Consider the following 23,590-nt stretch of genomic DNA (forward strand, 5'->3'; position numbering starts at 1 on the left):
AGATAGATTAATCTATCTTCTTTATAATTACAGTTCCATCTTCAATCAGTGCTACCTCTGCTTCTGTAGGATCCTCCAAATGATCTGGAGCCCTAGCTATTAAGTCTGCAATTCGGATTTGTGAGGCTAAAAGCCGCTGCGCAGTAATTGTCGCTTTACTATCACCATATGCCCCAGCATAAACTAACCCACGACAAGTTCCATTTATGACAATATTCCCCCCCGCTATTATCTTTGCACCGGGGTTAACATCGCCTTCAATAACCACTGAACCTTGGTGTATAACTTCCTGTCCGCTGCGTATAGTTTTACTAATGACTAAATTTTGTATCTCTTGAGGCTCAAACGTAGTATTTTCCTCATCGGCACATTGCTCTTTTGCTTCATAAAAAACTAAACCATAATTAGCTAACACTTTACTTAAATCTTCTTGTTCCTCTGAAGAAAGAATACGCACTGCCTTTAGTACTTCTACCTTTGTCCCTTTTGTAAAAAAGTCAACTGCAGACTCCAACTTAGCCTTTAAATTTTCTAGAATGAGTTCAAACTCTACCGATTGATCAAGCACTAGCTGCAATCCATTTCTGCTGCCCTTAAATATTACATATTCGCGCATGTCCATCTCCCAAGTATTGTACAAGTTATATATTATCTGCCACTAAGAATTCGCGATTTTCATCAATATTCCTGCCAAAAATAAGAAGTTAATTTAAGAAAGTGAAATTAGTAAAAAGGACTTGGCATTCGCCAAGTCCTTTCTTATAATGCAGTCTGCGGTTTATAGGTCTGAGGTGCTTCAACAGGAGCCTGATTAATATTAAAGGCAGCCTCCATAATTTTCCTAGCAATTGGAGCTGCAGACCCTGCTCCAAAGCCACCTTGTTCTACAATAACTACAACGACAATACTTGGATCTTCATAAGGACCGTAAGCAATAAACCAGCCATGATCGCTCCCATGGGGATTCTCTGCTGTCCCTGTTTTTCCGGCAATTGACACAGGAAAGTTTTGAAAGGCTTGGGCAGCTGTCCCTCCCTCAAGAGCTACATCTCTAAGAGACTCACGGATAAGCCCTAAAGTTTTGGGAGAGATCTGGATATTGCCTACTTCTTCAGGTCCAAAGGTCTGAATCGTGTCCCCATTATCTGAACTAATCTTATTGACCACGTATGGGCGATATCGATGACCGCCATTTGCAATTTCACTCATTAAAACGGCAACCTGCAGGGGAGTTACTAACTGAAACCCTTGGCCAATAGCAGCATCAAATGTTTCTGACAAATACCATTCCTCACCATATACCTTTTCCTTATATCGTTGGTTGGCTACCAATCCATCCGATTCTCCTTGCAATTGTATACCAGTTAATGCACCTAATCCAAACATGCGAGCATATTTTTCTAAGTTGTCGATACCTAAGCGATTACCCATTTCATAAAAATAAACATTATCTGATTTAGTTAGAGCTTCTTTAAAATTAATCCAACCTAGAGCCTCACCTTCAGCATTTCCTTTAGCAATAATCCAGTGCTTACCTGTATCCAGTATTTTTTCTTCGGGAGTGACTTTACCTAATTCTAAGGCTGCCGCACCCGTAACTATTTTAAAAGTGGAACCAGGGGGATATTCCCCGGAAATAACTTTATTATCCATAGGGTTATTAGGATTTTCATTTAACATCTTCCAATCCTTACTCGAAATACCCCCTGAAAATAAATTAGGATTAAAGGTTGGCCTACTTACCATGGCCAAAATTTCACCTGTCTTAGGATTCATAGCAATAGCTGCAGCTGCTTTAGCATTACGAAATTCGCTCTTAGTCTGCAAATATGTAAGCTGTTCATCAATAGCGACCTCGGCTGCTTTTTGTATTCGGTAATCAATTGTTAGTGTCAAATTTTTCCCTGGAACGGTTTCCTTGCGCCCTAGTACATTTACTGGTCGCCCCGTTACATCAACTTCAACTTGATTACCTCCGTCAACACCACGTAATTCACGATCATACATCTTCTCTAAGCCAAATTTACCGACAATATCTCCTGTCTTATACTCATTGGCCTTTGGATTTGTTTTTGCTTTTAATTTTGCCTTTTCTAGTTCGTCATCATTGATTTCACTCACATATCCAAATAAATGAGCCGCTAACTCATTGTTGACATAATTGCGAATCGGTTGAATTTCAATCACTACTCCAGGTAGTTCTGCACGTCGTTCTTCAATTTTGGTTACAATATCTTGACCAATATCTGATTTGATACGCACCGGCTCAAACTTTCCATTATGTTGGCTAAGTTTCGTCTTAATCTCATCGATGGGCATATTTAAAATACTAGCCACTTTAGCAATAATTTCATCAGGAACAGGTCCTGTAAGAGGCAGTATTGACACTGTAAAACCAGGGCGATTCGAAACCAGTGGAACTCCGTTCCGATCATAAAACATTCCACGGGGAGCCATAATAGGAGCTAGCCTAATACGATTTCCATCAGCTTTTTGTCCATAATACTTTCCCTGAACCACTTGCAAGTATCCCAAACGACTGATCAATGCTACAAATACTAATATAATAATAATTGCCAATACATCCAGTCTGTAATTTGATCGTTTTACCAACATGATTACAACCTCCCTTCTTCCAGATATTACAGTAAATAAACGTAAGGAAAATGCTCACCAACTTTTAACAATAGGATATTCTGAACCACAAAGACACAAAGGATATTCTAGATTACTCCCTTTGTGTTTCAATTAGCGCGTATTGTGTCTTTGTGGCTCATAAAACCCCATATGATCACTTAAAAGGACTTGGCTATGCAAGTCCTTTACGCAGCTCTCAGGAAATGAAATCTTATTGTTCCCTTTTTTATTCTGCTGTGAATTTAACCACTCGGTAAACAATATGGTGTACCGGGATAGCTATAATCAGATTATAGCCAACCAGCGGTACTATATTTTGCAAAAGTGCAGTGATAAAGTCAACCTTATGACCTAATAAAATTAACAGTACAACCCCTGCTAGACCATTAAATAAAGTAGCAACTAACGTAGCTAATAGGGGTAATAGCACGTGTTCCTTAAACACTTTACGTTCAGCCAAACCAAATAAATAGCCTGTAGCCAATTTTGATAAGGTATTAATACCAAAAATACTTCCGGCAACTAAATCTTGTAATAACCCAGCAAAGAATCCGATTCCTACTCCATTTTCTTTCCCTGACAACAGGGCGCAAGATACAACCGTTACAAGTAACAAGTCGGGGTGAATCCCTTTAAAAGAAACTAAGGGCAGTAAAGTTGATTGTAAAATAAGGGCGATAAGAAGCAGGCTCAGCCAAATTAATATACTCATCGTCCTACTCCCTGAGATGGTGCTACTGTCTTTCCAGGAGCGGTAGGGGTAGGAACCGCCACAGGTGGCGGCGGTAGGGTAGGAATAGGTTCACGAGAACCTACGATGACTGAAACCTCTTCTAGTCTATCAAAATCCACTGCGGGATTCAAGACAGCATATTTTAACAAACCACCCTCTTCATTCACAAGGTCTATCACTTCACCAATTAACAATCCTTTGGGATAAATTCCACCAAACCCGGATGTAATGAGCTTATCCCCTTTGACAATATCGGCATCACGAGCAATATTTACCATCCGAGGTGTTAAAGGTGTCCCACTGTGACCTTCTACAATCGCAGCAACCCTTGATTCAGGTCGTTGCACCAAAGCTCCCACTGCACTACGTGGGTCAAGAACTAACTGTACTTTAGCTACATTCGCATATGCTGTTACAACACTACCAATAAGCCCTTGTGGAGCCACTACAGGCATGTCTTTGGTGACACCATCAGCGGTTCCACGATTAATAATAATAGTACTGGTCCAATTCCCTGGATCACGCCCCACCACTGCAGCAGTGACCAAATCAAACTGAGGCACCCCTTTTTTGTAATCCAACATGGCTTTTAGGCGTGCATTCTCGGCCATAACTTCAGTCACATTTAAGTTGTTTTGACGTAGCTCATCATTTTCTGCCCGTAATTTTTGATTATCACGGTATGCAGTCATCAATTCCCCAGTAGATAAACTAATATTACGGAAAGTGAAACCTACATTAGAGACAACATATTCAACAGGTGCCAAAACAGTGGTAATAATTTTCTCCATAAAGGCAAATTTAATTTTACCTTGGGCGAGAGAACTAGCCAGCAAAAAGACGATTACTACAGCCACCAACAGGATGACCGTCTTTTTGTGAAACAAACGCACTAGTGTAAGCTCCTCTCTATCCTTTTATCCTAATTTTTTAGGAGACATTAGTACCCGTTTTAGTAAATCAATACTTTCTAACGCTCGTCCCGTACCCATACATACACACAATAAAGCATCTTCAGAAATATGCACTGGCATACCTGTTTCCTTACAAAGAAGCCTATCCAATCCTTTTAGCAGAGAACCACCGCCAGTCATTACAATACCCCGGTCCATAATATCAGAAGCTAACTCAGGCGGTGTTTTTTCCAAAGTGACCTTAACAGCCTCAATGATACTACTAACTGGTTCACTTAAAGCCTGCTGTACTTCACTGGCTCTAATGGTTAATGTCTTAGGCAGACCACTGACTAAATCACGGCCTCTAATTTCCATCGTCTGATCCACTTCAGGTACAATAGCAGCTCCAATCGTTACTTTAACTTCTTCAGCAGTACGTTCACCAATCATTAAATTGTAGGTACGTTTGATATACTGTATGATCGACTCATCCATCTCATCGCCACCAACACGGATTGAACGACTTGTTACTATTCCGCCTAAAGAAATAACAGCTACTTCTGTTGTACCGCCACCAATATCAACTACCATATTACCTGTTGGTTCATGAACCGGTAATCCAGCGCCAATTGCCGCAGCCATAGGCTCTTCAATTAAATAAGCTTCCCTAGCACCTGCTTGGATCGTCGCATCAATGACAGCGCGCTTTTCCACTTCTGTAACGCCAGAAGGTACACCTACAATTACACGAGGGCGAATAAATGATTTTGTATCGATTGACTTGCGAATAAAGTATTTAAGCATTGCTTGGGTTACATCAAAATCAGCAATAACTCCATCTTTTAACGGTCTAATAGCCACAATATTACCGGGTGTGCGGCCGATCATTTGTTTTGCTTCTTCCCCTACTGCCAACACCTCACCTGTATCACGTTGAATCGCAACTACAGAAGGCTCGCTAAGGACAATTCCTTTCCCCTTCACATGTACCAACGTATTCGCAGTACCAAGATCTATACCCATGTCTCGGGAAAATGATCCAAAAAAACTCTTCATAATATATAGCCCCTTTCAATAAGCAAGTATATATATCTTGCTACTTAACAAATTCATTCTATTATTCCCTTTTCTTTAAGGCTAACATACTTGTTATCGCCTATAATTACGTGATCTAACACAGAAATTCCTAAAATTTTCCCTGCATCCACTAATTTTCGAGTAAGTACAATATCCTCTGAACTTGGAGTTGGATCTCCACTTGGATGATTATGTGCTAAGATAACAGAAGCCGCTGCATGATGAATGACCTCGCGAAATAATTCGCGGGGATGCACAATAGAGGCATTTAAACTGCCAATCGAAATCGTTGGGGTCGCTAATACATGATTTTTAGTCGATAAGAGTAACACAATAAAATGTTCTCTTGATTCGTAGCGCAGCCTAGGCATCAGCAAATTAGCAGCATCTTGCGGGGAGCGAATAATCACTCTTTGCCCCGATGATAAGCTATTTAGCCTTTTACCAATTTCAATAGCGGCTGCAACAGTTACTGCTTTTGCTGGACCGATCCCTTTTATTTTACTAATCTCCTGAGGTCCAATACCTGAAAGAGCAGCAATACCTAAGTCTTCATACTTTTTTAAAAGTCGTTCGGCAACTCGCAAAACAGAATCATTTTTTGTGCCTGTTCTAAGTAAAATGGCCAATAATTCAGCATTACTTAAAGCTTGAGCACCTTTTGTTAGCATTTTTTCCCTTGGTCTTTCTTCTTGTGGCAATTGTTTTATCATGAGTGGCTTACTGTCATTCATAATAACGTGACACCAGCCTTTAGTAACAAATCGGATATTTTATTGAGTGGTAATCCCACAACATTCGCATAGCAGCCAGTAATACTTTCTACCATAAGTGCGCCTATCCCCTGGATAGCATATGCACCAGCCTTGTCCATGGGTTCGCCAGTAGCTAAATAGGCTTCAATCTGCTCACTTTTACTATCCCTCATTCTTACAGTGGTAATACCAAAATCAGTCCAAACTTGTTGCGCTGTAACAACAGCAATACCTGTAATCACTTCATGCTCTCTGCCAGCTAGCTCAGTCAACATACGCCTAGCATCTCTTTCATCTACAGGTTTGCCATATACTTGTCCATCTAACACCACTATCGTGTCAGCACCAATGACAACATCATTTTGCTGAACATTCGAAAATACATCTAATGCCTTATCTTTTGCCTGTAAAATAGCAAGCTCATGAGGTGGCAAATTCTGTGTATTATCTTCTACCAGGGTACTAGTAATGGTAATAAATTTACAGCCAACTTGTGTTAAAAGTTCACGGCGTCTTGGTGATGCTGACGCCAAAATAATTGCCATGAGCAAGACCTCCTATGACATAACTCAAACACGTCTAAATAGCAAAAGAGCTACCACCATGCCTAGAATACTAATTAAATTAGGCTGCAGTGCAAAACCTAACATAAATCTTACAACATACAAATTGATGGTAACGGGTGGTACATCCAAAATAAGAAAGGTTTTTACTAAATAGGGAGCAAAACCAATTGCAATTTCTGAATGGGAAATGAGTTCTCCTAGAATACCCCCAAAGACTGCACCAGTAAGCAAAACTAATATTAACATACCATATCCATTACTTTTACCGCCTCGCAATATTCTTACCCCCTGTATTTATTATAAGATAGTATAAATACATTGAACAATAGTAGTTTTTGCCTTTAGACTAACCTTGGAGCCTTCCTTAAGAAATAAACCACTATCATTCCAGTAGCCCAACCTGTCGGCAAAGCAAATAGTAGAAGATAAGGTAAATACCATAATAAAGTTCCACTCGATACTATCAGAGCTGCAACCACAATTTGTGCTACATTATGCGCTACAGCACCCAGTATACTTATGCCAATAAGAGAAAAAGCGGACCGCCAATGTTGATAGACATAAGCCATAACAACAGTACTACCGACTGCACCACTTAAACTCATAGCAAAGGCTGGTCCTAAAAAAACTCCTCCAAACAAAGATGCTAAAAAAACACGTACGACTACCACATATATAGCATCACGCCACCCCAAAGTTGCAATTATAACAAGAGATACAATATTGGCCAGTCCTAGTTTAATTCCTGGTACAGGAAGTGGAAATGGTATCCACGATTCTACTACATGCAATACACTGGCTATAGCTATAAATAAAGCCAATAGCACTAAACGTCTTGTTTTATTCATACTGTATCAGCCTTTGTTTTTATTACTTTGCAACCTTGTGAGTTAGTCTAGATTATTTTACCGCAAAAACCCCTAACTTGCAAATAAGAACAGGGTAAAAAAACCGCAGAAGATGTATTCTTCTGCGGTTAGCTACTATTCTTTCTATTTTGCGCAAGATGCACAAGCAATGGCGATACTTTCCTCATCTTCTGTACCAGGTACAATTCCTGTTACAAAAGGACGAATGGCCTTTGTTGGGCATTTACTTAAACATACAGCATCTGAGCATTTTTCTTCACAAATTTTGGCATCTACAATGGCTAAATTATTTTCCATTTGTATAGCGCCATGTGGACATTGCCGCATGCATAAGGAACAACCAATACAGGCAACACTACATGCCTTTTTAGCTACAGCACCTTTATCTTTTGAACTGCAGTTTACACGCACCCTCGCCCCTGTCGGCATAAGGGAAATAACTTTTTTCGGACATACTGTTACACATTTTCCACAGGAAGTACACTTCTCAGGATCAATGATAGGTAATCCATCTTCACTCATAACCATAGCATCAAAAGGACAGCTTTTTACACAAGTTCCCATCCCTAAGCAGCCATATTTACAATTCTTAGGTCCTCCAAAGAGCAAGTTTGCAGCAACACAATCCTCTACCCCAGTATAGGCATACGATTTTCCCGCTTTTAGATTTGTGCCGGCACATTGAACTTGAGCAATTTGCGGCTCCATCGGAGCTGCTGCTTTACCTGTTAGTTCAGCAACTATTTTAGCGACTGCCTCTTTACCTGGTGTGCATAAATTAGGAGCAACATCAGGATTTAGTACAACTGCCTCAGCATAAGCCATACAACCGGCAAAACCACAGGCACCACATTGTCCTTTAGGCAAAACGTCTTCTACAATATGAATGAGTGGATTGACCTCAATAGCAAACTTTTTATTAGCAAAAGCCAGTATAAAGCCAAAAATTAAACCTAATGCTGTCAATACCAACAATATCAATAACGACTTATCCATTTATTCTCCCTCCGCTCTATTTTACAACAGTTTATAATACTATCTACTTATAGCGGAATCATGCCTGAAAAGCCGAAAAACGACAATGCCAGCATTCCTGCTAAAATAAAGGCAATACCTAATCCCTCTAGTGACTTAGGAACATCCGCATATTGCAATTTTTCCCGTAAGCTAGCCATTAAAATAATCGCTAGCGCAAAACCAGCACCAGAACCAATGGCATGCACAATACTTTTTCCAAAAGCAAAATTCGACTCAGCATTTAAAAGTGGCACACCCAGCACTATGCAGTTTGTTGCAATTAGTACTAAATAAATACCCCACATATTATATAAAGCTGGCGCATGCTTTTTAATTACCATTTCTAACAATTGTACGAAGCTGGCAATGAGCACAACAAACACAATTGTAGTCAAAAAGGTAAGACCAAAAGGATGCAGAACATAGTTATACACAACCCAAGCTAATATGGAGCTAATTGTCATAACAGACGTAACAGCCATCCCCATACCAATTGAGGCATTTAGACTTTTTGATACACCGAAGAAAATACACAAACCGAGAAAACGGGTCAGTACAAAGTTATTCACAATTACCGCACCCATAAACAGCGTAAAATACTCACTAAACATTTCAGCCATTTACTGCTTCACCCCTTTGTACAACAGCTTTCGCATTTGCTGTATTCTTTGCTTTTGCTTTATCTTGGTATTGCCCAATAATATTAAAGCTAGCAATTAATAAACCAATAAGAATAAATCCGCCTGGTGGTAAAATCATAATTAACGCTGGATTATACCAAGAACCAAAAATTTGGTAGCCAAGGATAGCTCCCGTACCAAAGAGTTCACGGATAACACCAATAAAAACCATCGCCAGCGTAAATCCTGCTCCCATACCTAAACCATCAAAGAAAGACGGAATTACCGTATTCTTGGCAGCAAAAACTTCAGCACGAGCTAAGATAATCGCAAATACTACGATTAGAGCCAAGTAAATGCTAAGCTCCTTATACACTAAAGGCGCATAGGCTTGGAGCGTTAATTGTACCAAGGTAACAATGGTAGCAATCGAAGTAATGTAAACTGGAACACGTACTTTTGGGTTTACCCAATGACGAAATAGAGAAACAACAACATTGTTTAATGAGATAACAACCATAACGGAAAGCCCCATTGCCAATGCATTTAATGTAGTAGACGTAACCGCCAATGCTGGACATAGACTTAAAGCCAGGCGGAATATGGGGTTTTGCTCAAATAAACCTTTATAAAAAATATCCCATAACTTCATATTCTCACACCTCACTTATTTTGAGAAGCTGCATAAGCAACAACTTCCTCTACAGCCTCTTTAATACCTTTGGTCACTGCACGAGACGTAATCGTTGCCCCTGTCAGTGCTTGAATATTCTTATCCGTCGGTACTTTTACTACTTCTAAATCCTCTGTAGATTTACCCGCAAATTGATTTTTAAATTTTGGCTCACTCGCCTTATCACCAAGTCCTGGTGTTTCATTATGTTGTAATATCTTGTAATCCATTACTTTTCCTTCAGGCGATATGGCAGTTACTATTTTAATAGCTCCGCCATACCCCTTCGTTTCAGCGGGGACAACATAAGCAATTACTTTACCATCTTTCATAGCTGTATACCAATCGGTCTTACCAGCTATTGGTTTAAAATCTTGTGCCTCAGCGACTAATTCTACCATAGCCTTATTTTTAAGATTGATCCGTTCTTGCGCTGCTACTGGCTCCGTTACTGCATACGTGGCGGCAATTATACCACCTGATAATAAACAAGCCAATGTTAAATTAATTCCTATTTTAAAAATGCTATCATTTTTTTCATGTCCATCATGTGCCATATGCCTTACCTCCTCGCCCCGTATTTTACGGGTTTTACCACACGATCAATTAGTGGAGTTACACAGTTCATCAATAAAATGGCATAACATACGCCTTCTGGATAACCGCCGAGTAAGCGAATTAACACAGTCAACATACCAGCCCCAACTGCAAATAGAATTTGTCCCTTAATTGTTATCGGAATGGTAACCATATCAGTAGCCATATAAAATGCACCTAAAATAAGTCCGCCTGACATCATATGCAAGATAGGATCGCCAGTGAATAATCCTGCTTTTCCACCAAATGCAAAAGTTAAAAATCCAACAGTACCAATCATAAATACAGGAACTTGCCAGTTGATATATCCGCGATAAATGAGAAAGATTCCTCCAAGAATCAAAAGTACTGCTGAAGTTTCTCCCATACTACCGCTACGCGTACCAAAAAACATAGCTGTATATAAATCAGATTTGTCGCCAAATATTTGTACTAATTTGTCATAGCCTTGCAACTTTAAGATTCCTAGTGGTGTTGCTGATGTAACACCATCTAATTTACTAGCCATACTAGGCCAAGTCGTCATAGCAATCGGCCAAGAGGCTAATAAAAATGCACGACCGACTAATGCAGGGTTATAAATATTGTAACCCAAGCCCCCCATTGTGTGCTTTGCAATCCCAATCGCCGCGATAGAGCCGACAAGTGGTATATACCAAGGCACAGTAGCTGGAATATTCATAGCTAATAGTAAGCCTGTTAAAAAAGCACTGCCATCATTAATTACCATAGGTTTTTCTTGCCATTTTAAAATCAGATATTCAGTAGCTACTGCTGCTATAATGCAAATCAACATGTTTGTTATAGCGGGTAGACCAAATTGATATACTGAAAAAAGCGCCGCTGGTGCTAATGCTCCATTTACGCTCCACATAATTTTCCCAATCGACTCGTCACACCGGATGTGCGGTGATGCCGAAACCGTTAATGTACCTACATCTATTTTTGCCTCTGCGCTCATGCCGCCACCTCCTATTTCTTAACCGCCACAGCCGCATTCTGGGCTTTGGATAATTTAATATAATGTACAATATTGCGTTTTGCTGGACATACATAGACACAAGATCCACATTCTACGCAGTCTAATAAATCATATTCTTCTTTTGCAACTTGGAATAAACCTCGTTCACCTACTATGCTGAGCATACTAGGTATTAACCCCATTGGACAGGCATCTACACAACGCCCGCAGCGAATACAAGGACGTTCTGGACCAATATTCACATCAGTTTGACTTAATGCCAAAATGCCTGAGGTTCCTTTTATGATGGGTACATCGAGAGTACGTTGCGCCATTCCCATCATAGGACCACCCATAATAACTTTAGCTGGCACTTCCGTAAATCCACCACATAGTGCTGCAGCTTGGGAAAAGGTTGTACCGATCCGAAGCAGTAAATTTTTAGGATTCACTACAGCGCCACCAGTTACCGTTGTCACTCTTTCAATCAATGGTATCCCTTTTTCGACTGCATCAGCAATAGCTACTACAGTACCTACATTCTGTACGACTACTCCAACGTCCATTGGCAATCCGCCTGTAGGAACATCCGTACCACAGATTACACCGATTAACGTTTTCTCCGCACCCTGAGGATATTTTGTTTGCAATGCAACTACCTCAAGACCAGTAATTCCACTACAAGCCTTATTCATAGCAGCAATAGCGTCAGGTTTATTTTCTTCTATTCCTATATATCCTTTAGTCACACCTAACACTTTCATTGCTATTTGTACACCAGTTACAACTCTTTCTGACTGTTCTAGCATTACTCGATGGTCAGCTGTAAGGAAAGGCTCACATTCTGCTCCATTTAAAATAAATGTATGAATCGGTTTCTCAGCAGGTGGTGCCATTTTTACATGGGTAGGAAAGGTTGCTCCCCCCATACCAACCATACCTGTCTGACGGATAATTTCCTTAATTTCGGTTATTTCAAGAGTTTTCCAATCGCGTTGTAAAGGTAACCCTTCAACCCATTCATCTTGGCCATCACTTTCAATAACTACAGACAAGCAAGTGCCAAAAACCGGATGTGGATATTCTGCAATCTCTACTACTTTACCAGAAGTAGATGCGTGAATTGGACTCGAAACAAAAGCTTGTGCCTCTGCAATAACCTGTCCTTTTTTAACTAGATCTCCAACCTTTACCGTTGATGAACATGGTGCACCAATGTGTTGTCTCACAGGAATAATGACTTTTTCAGGTATCGGAGCTATTTCGATTGGTTTACTTGCCGTATACCTTTTTCGGTCGTCAGGATGTACACCCCCACGAAAGCTTTTTGCCATAATTTCACCCCTCTTAAACTACTAAATGCTCTTTATTTTCCTAGTTTGATAGAATGCGTATAATAATCGGCTGCATCTTAGCATCTGATCTAGCATTAGAATCAAAGAATTTAATATACAATACTGATAAAATAAAGGCAATTATACCACCTGCAATCTGAGGTCCTAATAGTGGATAACCGAAAGATTCTGCACAAAATCCTCCTGCTACCACACCAACGAAAACCATAAGAAGTGGTAGTATATACACTATAAAAGCAGCTTTTAGCATATTAATCTCTTTTATCTCTATTGCTACACGCTGACCCACTTTGGCCCCTATATCATTCCTAGCATCTAGTACTAGTGCTGAATTCCCTGGACAAGCGCCACAGTTTTCACAATCATTATGGCGACTGGTCTTAACCCTTGCCATATGATTGCTAATGGCCTCAATCACGATACCCTCCTGCTGCTTATCCATATAGAACTCCTTTCTACACCAGTTTCGATTAGAATATAAATCACATAAACTTACTCTACACCAAGTAATTAGACTCTGTCAATATTATGAGAACAGTTACTTTTTTCACTTTATTTCTACATTTTACCCTAATTTCACAATCAAATTTAACTGATTATTTGCTCAATTTTCAATTACCAATTACTGGTCAAAAAATTAAGTGTACTTATATAAAGAAAATAAGGCTTACCCAAGCCTTTTAAATAGAATTAAAAAAGTAGACATACAAAAAAAATTGTGCAGTTATAAATAACTGCACAATTTCCCTTTTATAATTTATGTTAAATAAATTATATTACTTAATAACAGCTAACACTTCGTTAGGTTTTACGCTTTGGTCAGCAGCAACATTAATGGATTTTACTGTACCATCAACAGGAGATGTAATTTCATTTTGCATTTTCATAGCTTCAAGAATCATTAATACATCGCCTTTTTTCACTGCTTGTCCAGCTTGAACAAGAACTTTTACGATTTTACCAGGCATTGGAGAAGGAAGACCAGTTTCACCGGCACCAACCACAGCAGCAGCAGGAGCGGCAGCAGCGGCAGGAGCAGCTGCTTTAGGAGCAGCTGGAGCGGCAGCTTTAGGAGCAGCAGCTGCTGCTACCTTAACTTCTTTTACTTCTTCTACTTCTACCTGATATGCAGTACCATTTACAGTAATATTAAATTTCTTCATTGTACAAACCTCCAAATTTTTTTATAAATTATATTTATGCGTTTTTACGACCATCGACAGTCCATACTTCACTGTCACGTCTAATTTTTACAGCCTGAAAGCCTGTACCCATCATTTCATAAATAGCCGCAGTAATTGCTGCTATTACTTGAGGGGAAACACCTTTTGCATCTATTGTCATACTATTCCACACCTTTCTTTAAGACTGTCGCAAAACATCCATCTGCGTCGCTCTCCGCGCGTTCTACCCGCAAGGGGTAAGCCGAAGTTCTAAGGTGCTGAAGCACCAAGAACTACGCATTCTCTCAACGTACGACCTGTACGATTTCGCTCAAATGCTCGTCACGCCTAGCATCTGAATATTTTTCCCCAGTCTAATTACATTAAGGTTCTGTGTTTTACAACACATTCTTATTATAGCGGAATATTGCCATGTTTCTTTTGTGGCCTTTGCTCGCGTTTGCTAGCCAACATGCTTAAAGCGGTGATAATACGTGGTCTAGTTTCTTTTGGTTCAATAACCTGATCAACAAAACCGCGTTCAGCTGCTTTATAAGGAGTGGCAAATTCTGCTATATATTGCTCAGTTTTAGCCTTTACATCTGGATCTCCACGGAAAATGATATTAGCTGCACCAGCAGGTCCCATTACCGCAATCTCAGATGTTGGCCATGCCATTACTTGATCAGCGCCCAAATCTTGGGAACACATAGCCAAGTAAGAACCGCCGTAAGCTTTACGAGTAATTACCGTTATTTTTGGTACAGTAGCTTCTGAATAGGCATACAGCATTTTAGCGCCATGACGGATAATGCCACCATATTCTTGGCTAACACCAGGTAAGAATCCTGGAACATCAACTAAGTTAAGTAAAGGAATGTTAAAAGCATCACAAAAACGAATAAAGCGTGCTGATTTATCAGATGCATCTACATCCAGACAACCTGCCATTACGGATGGTTGATTTGCAATAATACCAACTGTTTGTCCATCAAAACGAGCAAAACAAGTAATGATATTTTGTGCAAAGAACGGTTGTACTTCGTAATATTCGCCATTATCCACTATAGATGTAATAATGTCCTTCATGTTGTAAGGCTGATTTGGATTGTCAGGTAAAAGAGTATTTAACGATTCATCCATACGATTAACATCATCTGTGTTAAGTGCAACTGGAGAACCTTCTAAATTGTTACCTGGTAAGAAGCTCATCAAGCAACGAATTTGTTCTAAGCAATCATCATCATTTTCAGCAACAAAGTGAGCAACACCAGAAGTAGTATTGTGAGTCATTGCTCCACCTAATACTTCAGCTGTAACTTCTTCACCGGTAACGGATTTAATAACTTGTGGACCAGTGATAAACATTTGACTGGTGTTTTTAACCATGTAGATAAAATCAGTCAAAGCTGGAGAATACACTGCGCCACCAGCACATGGTCCCATAATAACTGAGATCTGAGGAATTACCCCTGATGCCAACGTGTTATTATAGAATATTTTTCCATATCCGGATAAAGCATCAACTGCTTCTTGAATACGTGCGCCACCGGAATCATTAATACCAATAATAGGTGCACCCATTTTCATAGCTAGTTTTTGTACTTTAACAATTTTATTCGCATGCATTTCTCCTAAAGATCCACCTACTACAGTGAAATCTTGGGCAAATACATACACCAAGCGTCCGTCAATTGTACCATAACCAGTAACAACACCTTCAGCAGGAGCTTCTACGGAAGCCATATCAAAATTCACACAACGGTGGGTAACAAACTGATCTAATTCCACAAAAGTATTAGGATCCAGTAATTTCTCCACACGTTCACGAGCAGTTAATTTGCCAATCGCATGTTGCTTGTCAATACGTTTTTGACCGCCACCTTGCTTTATCTTTTCCTGTCTCGCTTTTAAGTCTTCGATTTTCTCTTGGACTGTAGCCATTTTACACCTCCAACAACATTCAAATATCACTATATAGTAAGCCTATATATTATGCAATATTTTCTAATTGTATACATCTTATTAATCTACACAAATCTTATTTGCGCTGTGATAATTCAAGCAAAATCCCGCCAGTAGCTTTTGGATGAACAAAAGCAATACTCGCACCGCCAGCACCATAACGAGGTGTTTCGTCAATCATACGAACGCCTTTTGCTTTAAGATCAGCAATGGCTGCTTCAATATTGTCTACACGAAGAGCAACGTGCTGCATGCCTTCGCCATTTTTTTCAATGAACTTAGCAATAGGGCCATCTGGTGAGGTAGATTCAAGTAATTCTACTTCACTATCACCGCAAGGAATAAAGCAAACTTTTACTTTTTGTTGTTCTACTGTTTCCTCACCCATTACTTCCATACCAAGCACTTCGGTATAGAATTTTTTTGCTTGTTCTAAATCTTTTACTGCAATACCAATATGGTCTACTTTTAATGTTTTAAACATCAAAAATCCCTCCTAACTTACTTTTGCAAAATAGTTGCCATTATATCATTGACAACACCATATGGATTCTTTTCACGACTTTCTACACTGGCTACTAGTTCATCAAATTTTCCATAGTTCTCTAGCTGCTTTCTTACATACCGGCCAACTTGTTCATCAAGCATAACCAATAGCTCGCTTTTGGTGCGATCTGTACGACGCTCGACGAATTGACCGGATTGTCTCGATTGGGCAATCTGTTCTTCTATGGAGGCTAACAAATCGGTAATGCCTTCTCCCCGATTTGCAATGACACGTTTAATTGGCGGACGCCAATCGGTCATTTTTTGATTTAGGTCTAACATCATTTCTAGTTCCGTATGTAGACGGTCTACACCATCATGGTCTGCTTTGTTAATGGCAAATACATCGCCAATTTCTAATATACCTGCTTTGATGGCTTGAATGTCGTCACCTAAGCCAGGTACAAGTACGACTAAGGTTGTATCCGCGGTTTTGACAATGTCTACTTCCGATTGACCAACGCCTACGGTTTCCACTAGAATTACGTCTTTACCCGATGCATCTAGGATTTTTACGGCTTCGGCTGTTTTACGGGATAAACCGCCTAAACTGCCCCGCGTACCCATGCTGCGGATAAATACACCTTCATCTAATGTCAATTCATTCATGCGTATCCGGTCACCTAAAATAGCCCCACCCGAAAATGGGCTTGTGGGATCAATCGCGATGATACCTACTGTTTTTCCCTGCCGACGATATTCTTTTGCCAATTTATCGGTCAAGGTGCTCTTGCCTGCTCCCGGTGGACCGGTAATGCCTATTATATGAGCATTACCGGTATGAGGATATAGTTGCTGCATAATGTTTACTGCATCATCATATTCGTTCTCCACCGCTGTGATCGCCCTTGACAAGGCTAAGCGAGAGCCTTTTAATAATTCTTCTGCAATGTTCATTGGTTACACCACCTCATGTTACTATACACTCCCAAAACCGGGGGCATAGTGCAACATACAGCTATTTACTTTACGTTTGCATTGATGTAATCAATGATGGTCGTAGTGGGTGTGCCTGGTGTAAATACTTCTGCGATACCAGCTGCTTTAAGCGTTGGAATATCGGCATCAGGAATAACACCGCCGCCAATCATGAGTACATCGGTCATACCTTTTCCACGAATTAATTCAACAATACGTGGGAACAAGTGATTGTGAGCTCCTGATAATAAGCTAAGTGCAATTACGTTTACATCCTCTTGCAAAGCCGCTTCTGCGATTTGCTCTGGGGTTTGACGTAATCCTGTATAGATAACCTCAAATCCAGCGTCTCTGAGCGCACGAGCTACTACTTTCGCTCCGCGATCATGTCCATCTAAACCAGGTTTTGCTACTAATACTCTAACACGTTTTTCCATTGTTACCCCTCCTATCCTCTTACAGTGTTGCATGCGCTTGGTATTCACCAAAGACTTTACGCATTACGCCACAAATTTCGCCTAGTGTTGCATAGGTCTTAACTGCTTCTAAAATAATTGGCATTAGGTTTACGCTCTCATCCTTACATGCAGCTTCTAGTTTGCTCAAAGCAGCAGTTACAGCAGCGTTATCACGTTTGGCTCTTAGATCAGCCAATTTTTTCTTTTGCAATTCGCCTACAGAAGCATCGACTCGTAAGAGGCCTTCTATTGGTTTTTCTTCGATTTGGAATTTGTTTACTCCAACGATTACGCGATCATTGTTTTCCACTTCTTTTTGCCATTTGTAAGCACTGTCTTGGATTTCTCTTTGGATATAACCTTCTTCAATGGCAACAACTGCGCCACCGATATCATCAATTTTCTTAATATATTCCCAAGCAGCTGCTTCGATTTCATTGGTCATAGCTTCTACATAGTAGGAACCGGCCAATGGATCGACAACGTCAGCAAGTCCACTTTCGTAAGCAACGATTTGTTGGGTACGAAGTGCTACACGTACAGAATCTTCTGTTGGCAATGCCAATGCTTCATCTTTGGAGTTCGTGTGCAAGGATTGTGTACCACCCATTACAGCTGCTGCTGTTTGCAAGGCAACACGAACGATGTTGTTTTCAGGTTGTTGTGCAGTTAGCATGGAACCTGCTGTTTGTGTATGTACGCGAAGCATCCAAGATTTTGGATTTTTTGCGCCAAAACGTTCTTTCATGACTTTTGCCCATACACGACGGGATGCACGGAATTTCGCTACTTCTTCTAATACGTTGTTGTGTGCGTTCCAGAAGAAGGATAAACGACCAGCAAAGGCATCAACGTCAAGGCCTGCTTTAATCGCTGCTTCACAATACGCAATACCATCCGCAATGGTGAAAGCGATTTCTTGGGCAGCAGTGGAGCCGGCTTCACGGATATGGTAACCGGAAATGGAAATGGTGTTCCAGTTCGGTACATTCTTGGAGCAATATTCAAAGATGTTAGTGATTAAACGCATAGAAGGTTTTGGAGGGAAAATGTATGTACCACGTGCTGCATATTCTTTCAAAATATCATTTTGAATGGTACCGTTTAATTTGTCAGCTCCAATGCCATTCTTTTCAGCTACGGCAATGTACATGGCAAGTAATACGGATGCAGGAGCATTAATTGTCATGGAGGTGGATACTTTGCCTAAATCGATTTGATCAAACAAAATTTCCATATCTGCCAAGGAGTCAATCGCTACCCCAACTTTACCGACTTCGCCTTCGGAGATGATATCATCCGAATCATAACCAATTTGGGTTGGTAAGTCGAAGGCGCAAGAAAGGCCTGTGCTGCCTGATTCTAACAGGTAGCGATATCTTTTGTTGGATTCTTCTGCTGTGGAGAAACCTGCATACATACGCATGGTCCAGAAACGACCGCGATACATAGTAGGTTGTACACCACGAGTGAAAGGATAAGAGCCTGGTAATCCTAGATCACGCTCATAATCTTGTCCCTCAAGGTCTAATGGAGTATAGAGTCTGTTATACTCCAGGTTTTTGCGTTCTGGGAATTTTGCACTTGCTTTTTCTACTTTGGCAGTATACTCCGCCACTTTTGCTTTCAAACTTTCATTATCCATACTAAAAATCCTCCTTCACTTACTTTTTCATGCTACCAGTTTCTAAGAAACGGGTATGCCATGAAAGGGCTTCTGATAAAATATGTGGTGTATGGGCACATTTGGTAGCTGCCTCGGCTCTTTCCAAATAGTCCATAAGCATTGGCTTATAGTCAGGATGAGCACAATTTTCTATAATTACCCGCGCCCGTTCTCTTGGACTGAGTCCACGGACATCGGCTACACCCAATTCTGTTACAAAGATATCCACGTCATGTTCGCTATGGTCTGCATGCGATACCATAGGCACGATGGAGGATATGGCGCCATTTTTGGCGGTGGAGGTACTAAAGAAGCAGGTTAAATAGGCATTACGAGCAAAGTCTCCTGAGCCGCCAATACCATTCATCATTTTGCTTCCCATAATATGTGTGGAATTTACATTCCCATATATGTCAAGTTCTATCGCAGTATTCATGGCAATAACACCAATGCGTCTAGCTACTTCAGGGCTATTTGCAATTTCTTGCGGACGCAGCATCATGATTTTGCGATAGGAATCAATATTCTTGTAGAATCTTTCAAGGCCTGCAGGTGATGGTGAGAAAGAAGTACCTGAGGCAAACTTTAACTTCCCAGCATCCGCTAAGTCTAGCATTCCATCTTGGATAACTTCTGTATACACTTCTAAATCAGTAAAATCAGATTCAGCAAAGCCACTGACAACCGCATTGGCTACCGATCCTACACCGGATTGTAACGGTAAGAGTCCTTTTGGCATACGTCCCGCTTTAATATCGGCTTTCAAAAAGTCAATGAAATGTTTACTCATGGCTCTAGCATCATCGTCAATGGCTGCTAAATCACGAACATCATCACGGATGTCGCAAGGAACGATATAAGTTATCTTGTCCAAACCACATGGAATATATGGAGTTCCAATACGATCATCTGCTTTTGCAATGTTAATGGGTAAACGATGAGGAGGATCAAGAGGAATATACACATCGTGCATACCTTCAAGAGCCAATGGCTGGGATGTATTGATTTCAACAATAACAATATCAGCACTTTGTACAAAAGATGCAGAATTTCCCATAGACGTCGTTGGTACGATATGTCCTTCTTCGGTAATCGCACACGCTTCTACAATGGCTACATCCACTTTACCGCCCAAAAATCCATATCTGGATAGTTGTGCTGTTTCGCTTAAATGCAAATCGCAATATTTAACGCCACCGGAATTCAGTGACTTACGGATTTCGTTATTTGTTTGATAAGGTAATCGTTTATTAATCCCATTTACTGCTGCTAATGCGCCATCTAGCTCTTTACCGACTGACGCACCAGTCCAAAGGTTGATTTGAAAATGATCTTTCTTGATTCTTTCAGCTAGAGCCATTGGTACAGCTTTTGGGTAACCAGATGGTGTAAATCCACTGGTTCCGATATTCATTCCCGGCTTAATAACTGTCGCAGCTTCCTCTGCGCTTACAATTTTGGCATGAAGCGCTTTGTTACGCACACGATCTTTGATATCAATCATTTTAATACTTTCCTCCAAACATTTGAGTGATTAATTCGTTGGTATCTGCCTTGCTAAGTAAAAAGACAAACTACTTAGTCCGACAGACAAGTCCTCATTGATAATTCGGACACTATCAGGCACCCGTATTTTCCTTGGCGCAAAGTTCCATATCCCACGTATCCCATTCGCAACTAACTGATCTGCTACTCCTTGGGCATACGCTTCTGGTACGGCAATAATGCCAATATGAATTATTTTCTCCTCCATCACCTCTTTTAAACGGTCTAAATGAAAGACCTCTGTACCTTTTATACATTGCCCAATTTTATTGGGGTCAATATCAAACATAGCAACTAAATTGAAACCTAATGAGTCAAAATTACGATAATTAGCTAATGCCCAGCCTAAATGTCCAACACCAATTACAGCAATGTGCCAATTATAATCTAGCCCTAGTATTTCTCCAATGTTGCGAATGAGTTCACTAACATAATATCCAACACCCTTTTTACCAAATTGACCAAAAGATGCCAGATCTTTACGAATTTGTTCAGGAGTTACACCTAAACGTTGTCCCAACTCTTCTGAAGAAATAATCTCCATACCCTCTTCCTGGCTAAGTCTAAGAGTACGAAAATACAATGGTAAACGGTCTATAGTAGCCTTAGAAATGGCATTCTTATCCTTAATATCTCTCAACTCAAAAGCCTCCTCTAATGTCAGTGGCAAGCGCTGCTAATAACATTTTTTTCTCTTTTCTCTAGTATGTACAATTTCTCACATAAACCAGAAAATCCTGCCTCAGAATTAGAGATTATTCAAATTTTATTTTATTTTTTTAATTATTATCTATATTTTTTTACTAATCATACCAATTTTCTCTTTTTTTTCCTGTATTTTATCTTAATATGCAATTAAGGCATAAACCGCATTCTTAAATACTTTCTTTTCCGTAATAGCAAAAATAGAGCGCAATCGCTCTATTTTTTGAAACATCTTTATATTACTTTTCTTAAAGAATGACCTTGATCACAACGCTGCTGATTCTATTGCAAAAACCAGCGCAAGTTGAGTATATACTATATGCGTGAAAAATTTTAGTATTCGCATTATTTATGAAAAAATCATAGTCAGATAACATTCTTTTCTCTAGTATGTACAATTTGTCACATAAGGCCAAAAATCCTGCCTCAAAATTAAAAATTATTCAAATTTTATTATTTTTTTTAATTATTACTGATATCTTTTACTAATAATACCAATTCTTTATTTCTCTTCCTTTATTTTGTACTACTATGCAACTAAGGCATAAACCCCATTCTCAAAGACTTTCTTTTCCGCAATAGCAAAAATAGAGCGCAATCGCTCTATTTTTTGAAACATCTTTATATTACTTTTCTTAAAGAATGACCTTGATCATAACGCTGCTGATTCTGTTGCCAAACAACAACAATCAGCGCATTTAACAACCAAAATAACATAGATAATTGTATATTAAACAGTACATAGTCTGTAAATCCGTTCACAATAAGGCCACAAATCGCTCCTACTATCCCCAGCATAACACCTGATGAATGATATGCTGCTCCTTTTACCGAGGACAAAGCTAAACGAAAGTGTCCATACATCATAACTAAAAAAGCAAACAAACCTGGAATACCAATCTCAGCAGCAATATTTAAGTACATATTATGTGCGTGAAAAATTTTAGTATTCGCATTATTTATGAAAAAGTCATAGTCAGGATATACCATCCAATAAGCACCCCAACCGATACCGAAAAAAGGTTTATCCATTATCATCGCAATCGTGCTTTCCCATAAGGCAATCCGCAAGGTAGATGAGGTATCTGTAGGATTTGTGATGGACATAATTCGCTCTAATAAGGCATCATGAGCAAAAAATCCAACAATAGGTACTACCAGTAGCAACCAAAAGATTTTACGATTACACAACATGCCATACATGCCAACGATTGCTAATACACTGAGCCAAGCACCCCGTGAATAGGTAAGAACTAAACACCCACCAAATAGAATAACCAACGCAGCTAGGATCACTTTACTATTAATCGTAGCCGCTTTATATCCCATACCTGCGGCGATGGCCATCATAGTTACTAAAAAACCAGCTAGTAAATTAGGATTTTCTAAGGTAGAAAATACTCTCATTTTAAGATCAGGAAATTGCGCTCCATCTACCCACTCAACGGCTGAAGCCGTTGCACCAAAGAAGTACTGATAAAATCCATATAAGGAAACTACTAAGGCTGATGCTAACATACTCCATACCAATCGTTTCACTTGGCCTCGAGAGCGAATGTTATTGACAGCTAAATAGTAAATTAATATGTATCTTCCCATTAAATTATAGTAATTATAAAAACTAAATCCTCGGTCAGGCGAAGCCCATATGGAAGCCGCAGATAATGTAACTAACAAAGCGACCCCTAAATCAAAAGGAGTTGCCTTAAAATCCATCCTGCGCATTACAACCATTTTTCCTAGCCATACCAGTGCACCAAGGCCTAAAAACCCACTGCTGACCTTCAGTGACAGCGGCAAAAAAAAGGCCACCGCCAGAATGCAGTGCTCTATTATATATTCTAAAAAATACTGAGTTTGGGTCGTTC

26 protein-coding genes are annotated in these 23,590 nt (G+C 39.9%); all 26 read right to left on the reverse strand.

The features are described from left to right. Positions 1-7: 7 nt before the first annotated feature. The 26 genes from minC to UFO1_RS14755 all read right to left on the reverse strand — a co-directional run bounded on the left by minC (position 8) and on the right by UFO1_RS14755 (position 23,522). On the reverse strand, positions 8-616 hold the full coding sequence (minC, locus tag UFO1_RS14635) for a septum site-determining protein MinC (protein WP_038671961.1): 609 nt from the start codon (positions 614-616) through the stop codon (positions 8-10). 143 nt (positions 617-759) lie between these two features. Then, positions 760-2,616, reverse strand: coding sequence for a penicillin-binding protein 2 (mrdA, locus tag UFO1_RS14640; protein ID WP_038671963.1), 1,857 nt, complete (start codon positions 2,614-2,616; stop codon positions 760-762). 247 nt (positions 2,617-2,863) lie between these two features. Next, complete coding sequence (mreD, locus tag UFO1_RS14645) at positions 2,864-3,349, reverse strand: rod shape-determining protein MreD (protein WP_038671964.1); 486 nt, start codon at positions 3,347-3,349, stop codon at positions 2,864-2,866. Next, positions 3,346-4,263 carry a rod shape-determining protein MreC gene (gene mreC, locus UFO1_RS14650; protein ID WP_038671966.1) on the reverse strand — a complete coding sequence of 306 codons (918 nt, stop codon included), beginning with the start codon at positions 4,261-4,263 and terminating at the stop codon, positions 3,346-3,348. The genes mreD and mreC overlap by 4 nt, the downstream gene beginning before the upstream one ends. A 24-nt stretch (positions 4,264-4,287) precedes the next feature. After that, positions 4,288-5,322 (reverse strand): rod shape-determining protein, encoded by a 1,035-nt coding sequence (locus UFO1_RS14655; RefSeq protein ID WP_038671968.1) that lies wholly within the window; start codon positions 5,320-5,322, stop codon positions 4,288-4,290. A 53-nt stretch (positions 5,323-5,375) separates the two neighbouring features. Continuing rightward, positions 5,376-6,077 carry a DNA repair protein RadC gene (radC, locus tag UFO1_RS14660; protein ID WP_038671970.1) on the reverse strand — a complete coding sequence of 234 codons (702 nt, stop codon included), beginning with the start codon at positions 6,075-6,077 and terminating at the stop codon, positions 5,376-5,378. After that, the gene (locus UFO1_RS14665) at positions 6,074-6,643 is read right to left on the reverse strand and encodes a nucleoside triphosphate pyrophosphatase (RefSeq protein ID WP_038671972.1); all 570 of its coding nucleotides are present in this window, start codon (positions 6,641-6,643) and stop codon (positions 6,074-6,076) included. The genes radC and UFO1_RS14665 overlap by 4 nt, the downstream gene beginning before the upstream one ends. 24 nt (positions 6,644-6,667) lie before the next feature. Beyond that, positions 6,668-6,940 (reverse strand): DUF4321 domain-containing protein, encoded by a 273-nt coding sequence (locus tag UFO1_RS14670; RefSeq protein ID WP_038671974.1) that lies wholly within the window; start codon positions 6,938-6,940, stop codon positions 6,668-6,670. A gap of 65 nt (positions 6,941-7,005) precedes the next feature. Continuing rightward, positions 7,006-7,512 (reverse strand): Gx transporter family protein, encoded by a 507-nt coding sequence (locus UFO1_RS14675; RefSeq protein ID WP_038671976.1) that lies wholly within the window; start codon positions 7,510-7,512, stop codon positions 7,006-7,008. A gap of 144 nt (positions 7,513-7,656) precedes the next feature. Further along, positions 7,657-8,529 (reverse strand): RnfABCDGE type electron transport complex subunit B, encoded by an 873-nt coding sequence (gene rnfB, locus UFO1_RS14680; protein ID WP_038671978.1) that lies wholly within the window; start codon positions 8,527-8,529, stop codon positions 7,657-7,659. Between the two features lie 47 nt (positions 8,530-8,576). After that, positions 8,577-9,170, reverse strand: a complete 594-nt coding sequence (locus UFO1_RS14685; RefSeq protein WP_236639209.1) for an electron transport complex protein RnfA — start codon at positions 9,168-9,170, stop codon at positions 8,577-8,579. Next, positions 9,163-9,822, reverse strand: a complete 660-nt coding sequence (gene rsxE, locus UFO1_RS14690; protein ID WP_051788956.1) for an electron transport complex subunit RsxE — start codon at positions 9,820-9,822, stop codon at positions 9,163-9,165. Before rsxE ends, UFO1_RS14685 begins: the two co-directional genes overlap by 8 nt. Before the next feature lie 11 nt (positions 9,823-9,833). Next, a complete protein-coding gene (locus UFO1_RS14695; RefSeq protein WP_038671980.1) occupies positions 9,834-10,400 on the reverse strand; it encodes an RnfABCDGE type electron transport complex subunit G in 567 nt (188 codons plus the stop codon). 5 nt (positions 10,401-10,405) lie between these two features. Beyond that, entirely contained in the window at positions 10,406-11,401 is a 996-nt protein-coding gene (locus tag UFO1_RS14700) for an RnfABCDGE type electron transport complex subunit D (RefSeq protein ID WP_038671982.1), read from the reverse strand. Positions 11,402-11,412: 11 nt separating this feature from the next. Beyond that, entirely contained in the window at positions 11,413-12,735 is a 1,323-nt protein-coding gene (rsxC, locus tag UFO1_RS14705) for an electron transport complex subunit RsxC (protein WP_038671984.1), read from the reverse strand. Positions 12,736-12,775: 40 nt separating this feature from the next. Beyond that, positions 12,776-13,198 carry a SoxR reducing system RseC family protein gene (locus UFO1_RS14710; RefSeq protein ID WP_038671986.1) on the reverse strand — a complete coding sequence of 141 codons (423 nt, stop codon included), beginning with the start codon at positions 13,196-13,198 and terminating at the stop codon, positions 12,776-12,778. Positions 13,199-13,532: 334 nt separating this feature from the next. Continuing rightward, a complete protein-coding gene (locus tag UFO1_RS14715) occupies positions 13,533-13,919 on the reverse strand; it encodes a biotin/lipoyl-containing protein (RefSeq protein WP_038671988.1) in 387 nt (128 codons plus the stop codon). Between the two features lie 34 nt (positions 13,920-13,953). Continuing rightward, positions 13,954-14,100: a hypothetical protein gene (locus UFO1_RS25470; RefSeq protein ID WP_173406224.1), complete on the reverse strand. Its 147-nt coding sequence runs from the start codon at positions 14,098-14,100 to the stop codon at positions 13,954-13,956. Positions 14,101-14,333: 233 nt separating this feature from the next. Continuing rightward, positions 14,334-15,863, reverse strand: coding sequence for an acyl-CoA carboxylase subunit beta (locus UFO1_RS14720; RefSeq protein WP_038671990.1), 1,530 nt, complete (start codon positions 15,861-15,863; stop codon positions 14,334-14,336). A 97-nt stretch (positions 15,864-15,960) separates the two neighbouring features. Next, positions 15,961-16,368: a methylmalonyl-CoA epimerase gene (mce, locus tag UFO1_RS14725; RefSeq protein WP_038671993.1), complete on the reverse strand. Its 408-nt coding sequence runs from the start codon at positions 16,366-16,368 to the stop codon at positions 15,961-15,963. A gap of 17 nt (positions 16,369-16,385) precedes the next feature. Beyond that, entirely contained in the window at positions 16,386-17,327 is a 942-nt protein-coding gene (meaB, locus tag UFO1_RS14730; RefSeq protein WP_038671995.1) for a methylmalonyl Co-A mutase-associated GTPase MeaB, read from the reverse strand. 65 nt (positions 17,328-17,392) lie between these two features. Beyond that, a complete protein-coding gene (locus UFO1_RS14735) occupies positions 17,393-17,785 on the reverse strand; it encodes a cobalamin B12-binding domain-containing protein (RefSeq protein ID WP_038671997.1) in 393 nt (130 codons plus the stop codon). Positions 17,786-17,804: 19 nt separating this feature from the next. Further along, a complete protein-coding gene (locus UFO1_RS14740; RefSeq protein WP_038671999.1) occupies positions 17,805-19,451 on the reverse strand; it encodes a methylmalonyl-CoA mutase in 1,647 nt (548 codons plus the stop codon). Positions 19,452-19,470: 19 nt separating this feature from the next. Beyond that, the gene (locus UFO1_RS14745) at positions 19,471-20,976 is read right to left on the reverse strand and encodes an acetyl-CoA hydrolase/transferase family protein (protein WP_038672001.1); all 1,506 of its coding nucleotides are present in this window, start codon (positions 20,974-20,976) and stop codon (positions 19,471-19,473) included. A 30-nt stretch (positions 20,977-21,006) separates the two neighbouring features. After that, positions 21,007-21,657 carry a redox-sensing transcriptional repressor Rex gene (locus UFO1_RS14750; protein WP_038672003.1) on the reverse strand — a complete coding sequence of 217 codons (651 nt, stop codon included), beginning with the start codon at positions 21,655-21,657 and terminating at the stop codon, positions 21,007-21,009. 686 nt (positions 21,658-22,343) lie between these two features. Further along, on the reverse strand, positions 22,344-23,522 hold the full coding sequence (locus tag UFO1_RS14755; protein WP_236639210.1) for an O-antigen ligase: 1,179 nt from the start codon (positions 23,520-23,522) through the stop codon (positions 22,344-22,346). Between the last annotated feature and the right edge of the window lie 68 nt (positions 23,523-23,590).

The sequence above is a fragment of the Pelosinus sp. UFO1 genome, from assembly GCF_000725345.1.
Lineage (GTDB): Bacteria > Bacillota > Negativicutes > DSM-13327 > DSM-13327 > Pelosinus.

Excerpts from the sequence above, each read along its gene's own strand:
- minC (WP_038671961.1), bottom strand. The coding sequence starts at position 616 with ATGCGCGAATATGTAATATTTAAGGGCAGCAGAAATGGATTGCAGCTA.
- mrdA (WP_038671963.1), bottom strand. The coding sequence starts at position 2,616 with ATGTTGGTAAAACGATCAAATTACAGACTGGATGTATTGGCAATTATT.
- mreD (WP_038671964.1), bottom strand. The coding sequence starts at position 3,349 with ATGAGTATATTAATTTGGCTGAGCCTGCTTCTTATCGCCCTTATTTTA.
- UFO1_RS14655 (WP_038671968.1), bottom strand. The coding sequence starts at position 5,322 with ATGAAGAGTTTTTTTGGATCATTTTCCCGAGACATGGGTATAGATCTT.
- radC (WP_038671970.1), bottom strand. The coding sequence starts at position 6,077 with ATGAATGACAGTAAGCCACTCATGATAAAACAATTGCCACAAGAAGAA.
- UFO1_RS14665 (WP_038671972.1), bottom strand. The coding sequence starts at position 6,643 with ATGGCAATTATTTTGGCGTCAGCATCACCAAGACGCCGTGAACTTTTA.
- UFO1_RS14675 (WP_038671976.1), bottom strand. The coding sequence starts at position 7,512 with ATGAATAAAACAAGACGTTTAGTGCTATTGGCTTTATTTATAGCTATA.
- rnfB (WP_038671978.1), bottom strand. The coding sequence starts at position 8,529 with ATGGATAAGTCGTTATTGATATTGTTGGTATTGACAGCATTAGGTTTA.
- UFO1_RS14685 (WP_236639209.1), bottom strand. The coding sequence starts at position 9,170 with ATGGCTGAAATGTTTAGTGAGTATTTTACGCTGTTTATGGGTGCGGTA.
- rsxE (WP_051788956.1), bottom strand. The coding sequence starts at position 9,822 with ATGAAGTTATGGGATATTTTTTATAAAGGTTTATTTGAGCAAAACCCC.
- UFO1_RS14695 (WP_038671980.1), bottom strand. The coding sequence starts at position 10,400 with ATGGCACATGATGGACATGAAAAAAATGATAGCATTTTTAAAATAGGA.
- UFO1_RS14700 (WP_038671982.1), bottom strand. The coding sequence starts at position 11,401 with ATGAGCGCAGAGGCAAAAATAGATGTAGGTACATTAACGGTTTCGGCA.
- rsxC (WP_038671984.1), bottom strand. The coding sequence starts at position 12,735 with ATGGCAAAAAGCTTTCGTGGGGGTGTACATCCTGACGACCGAAAAAGG.
- UFO1_RS14710 (WP_038671986.1), bottom strand. The coding sequence starts at position 13,198 with ATGGATAAGCAGCAGGAGGGTATCGTGATTGAGGCCATTAGCAATCAT.
- UFO1_RS14715 (WP_038671988.1), bottom strand. The coding sequence starts at position 13,919 with ATGAAGAAATTTAATATTACTGTAAATGGTACTGCATATCAGGTAGAA.
- UFO1_RS25470 (WP_173406224.1), bottom strand. The coding sequence starts at position 14,100 with ATGACAATAGATGCAAAAGGTGTTTCCCCTCAAGTAATAGCAGCAATT.
- UFO1_RS14720 (WP_038671990.1), bottom strand. The coding sequence starts at position 15,863 with ATGGCTACAGTCCAAGAGAAAATCGAAGACTTAAAAGCGAGACAGGAA.
- mce (WP_038671993.1), bottom strand. The coding sequence starts at position 16,368 with ATGTTTAAAACATTAAAAGTAGACCATATTGGTATTGCAGTAAAAGAT.
- meaB (WP_038671995.1), bottom strand. The coding sequence starts at position 17,327 with ATGAACATTGCAGAAGAATTATTAAAAGGCTCTCGCTTAGCCTTGTCA.
- UFO1_RS14735 (WP_038671997.1), bottom strand. The coding sequence starts at position 17,785 with ATGGAAAAACGTGTTAGAGTATTAGTAGCAAAACCTGGTTTAGATGGA.
- UFO1_RS14740 (WP_038671999.1), bottom strand. The coding sequence starts at position 19,451 with ATGGATAATGAAAGTTTGAAAGCAAAAGTGGCGGAGTATACTGCCAAA.
- UFO1_RS14745 (WP_038672001.1), bottom strand. The coding sequence starts at position 20,976 with ATGATTGATATCAAAGATCGTGTGCGTAACAAAGCGCTTCATGCCAAA.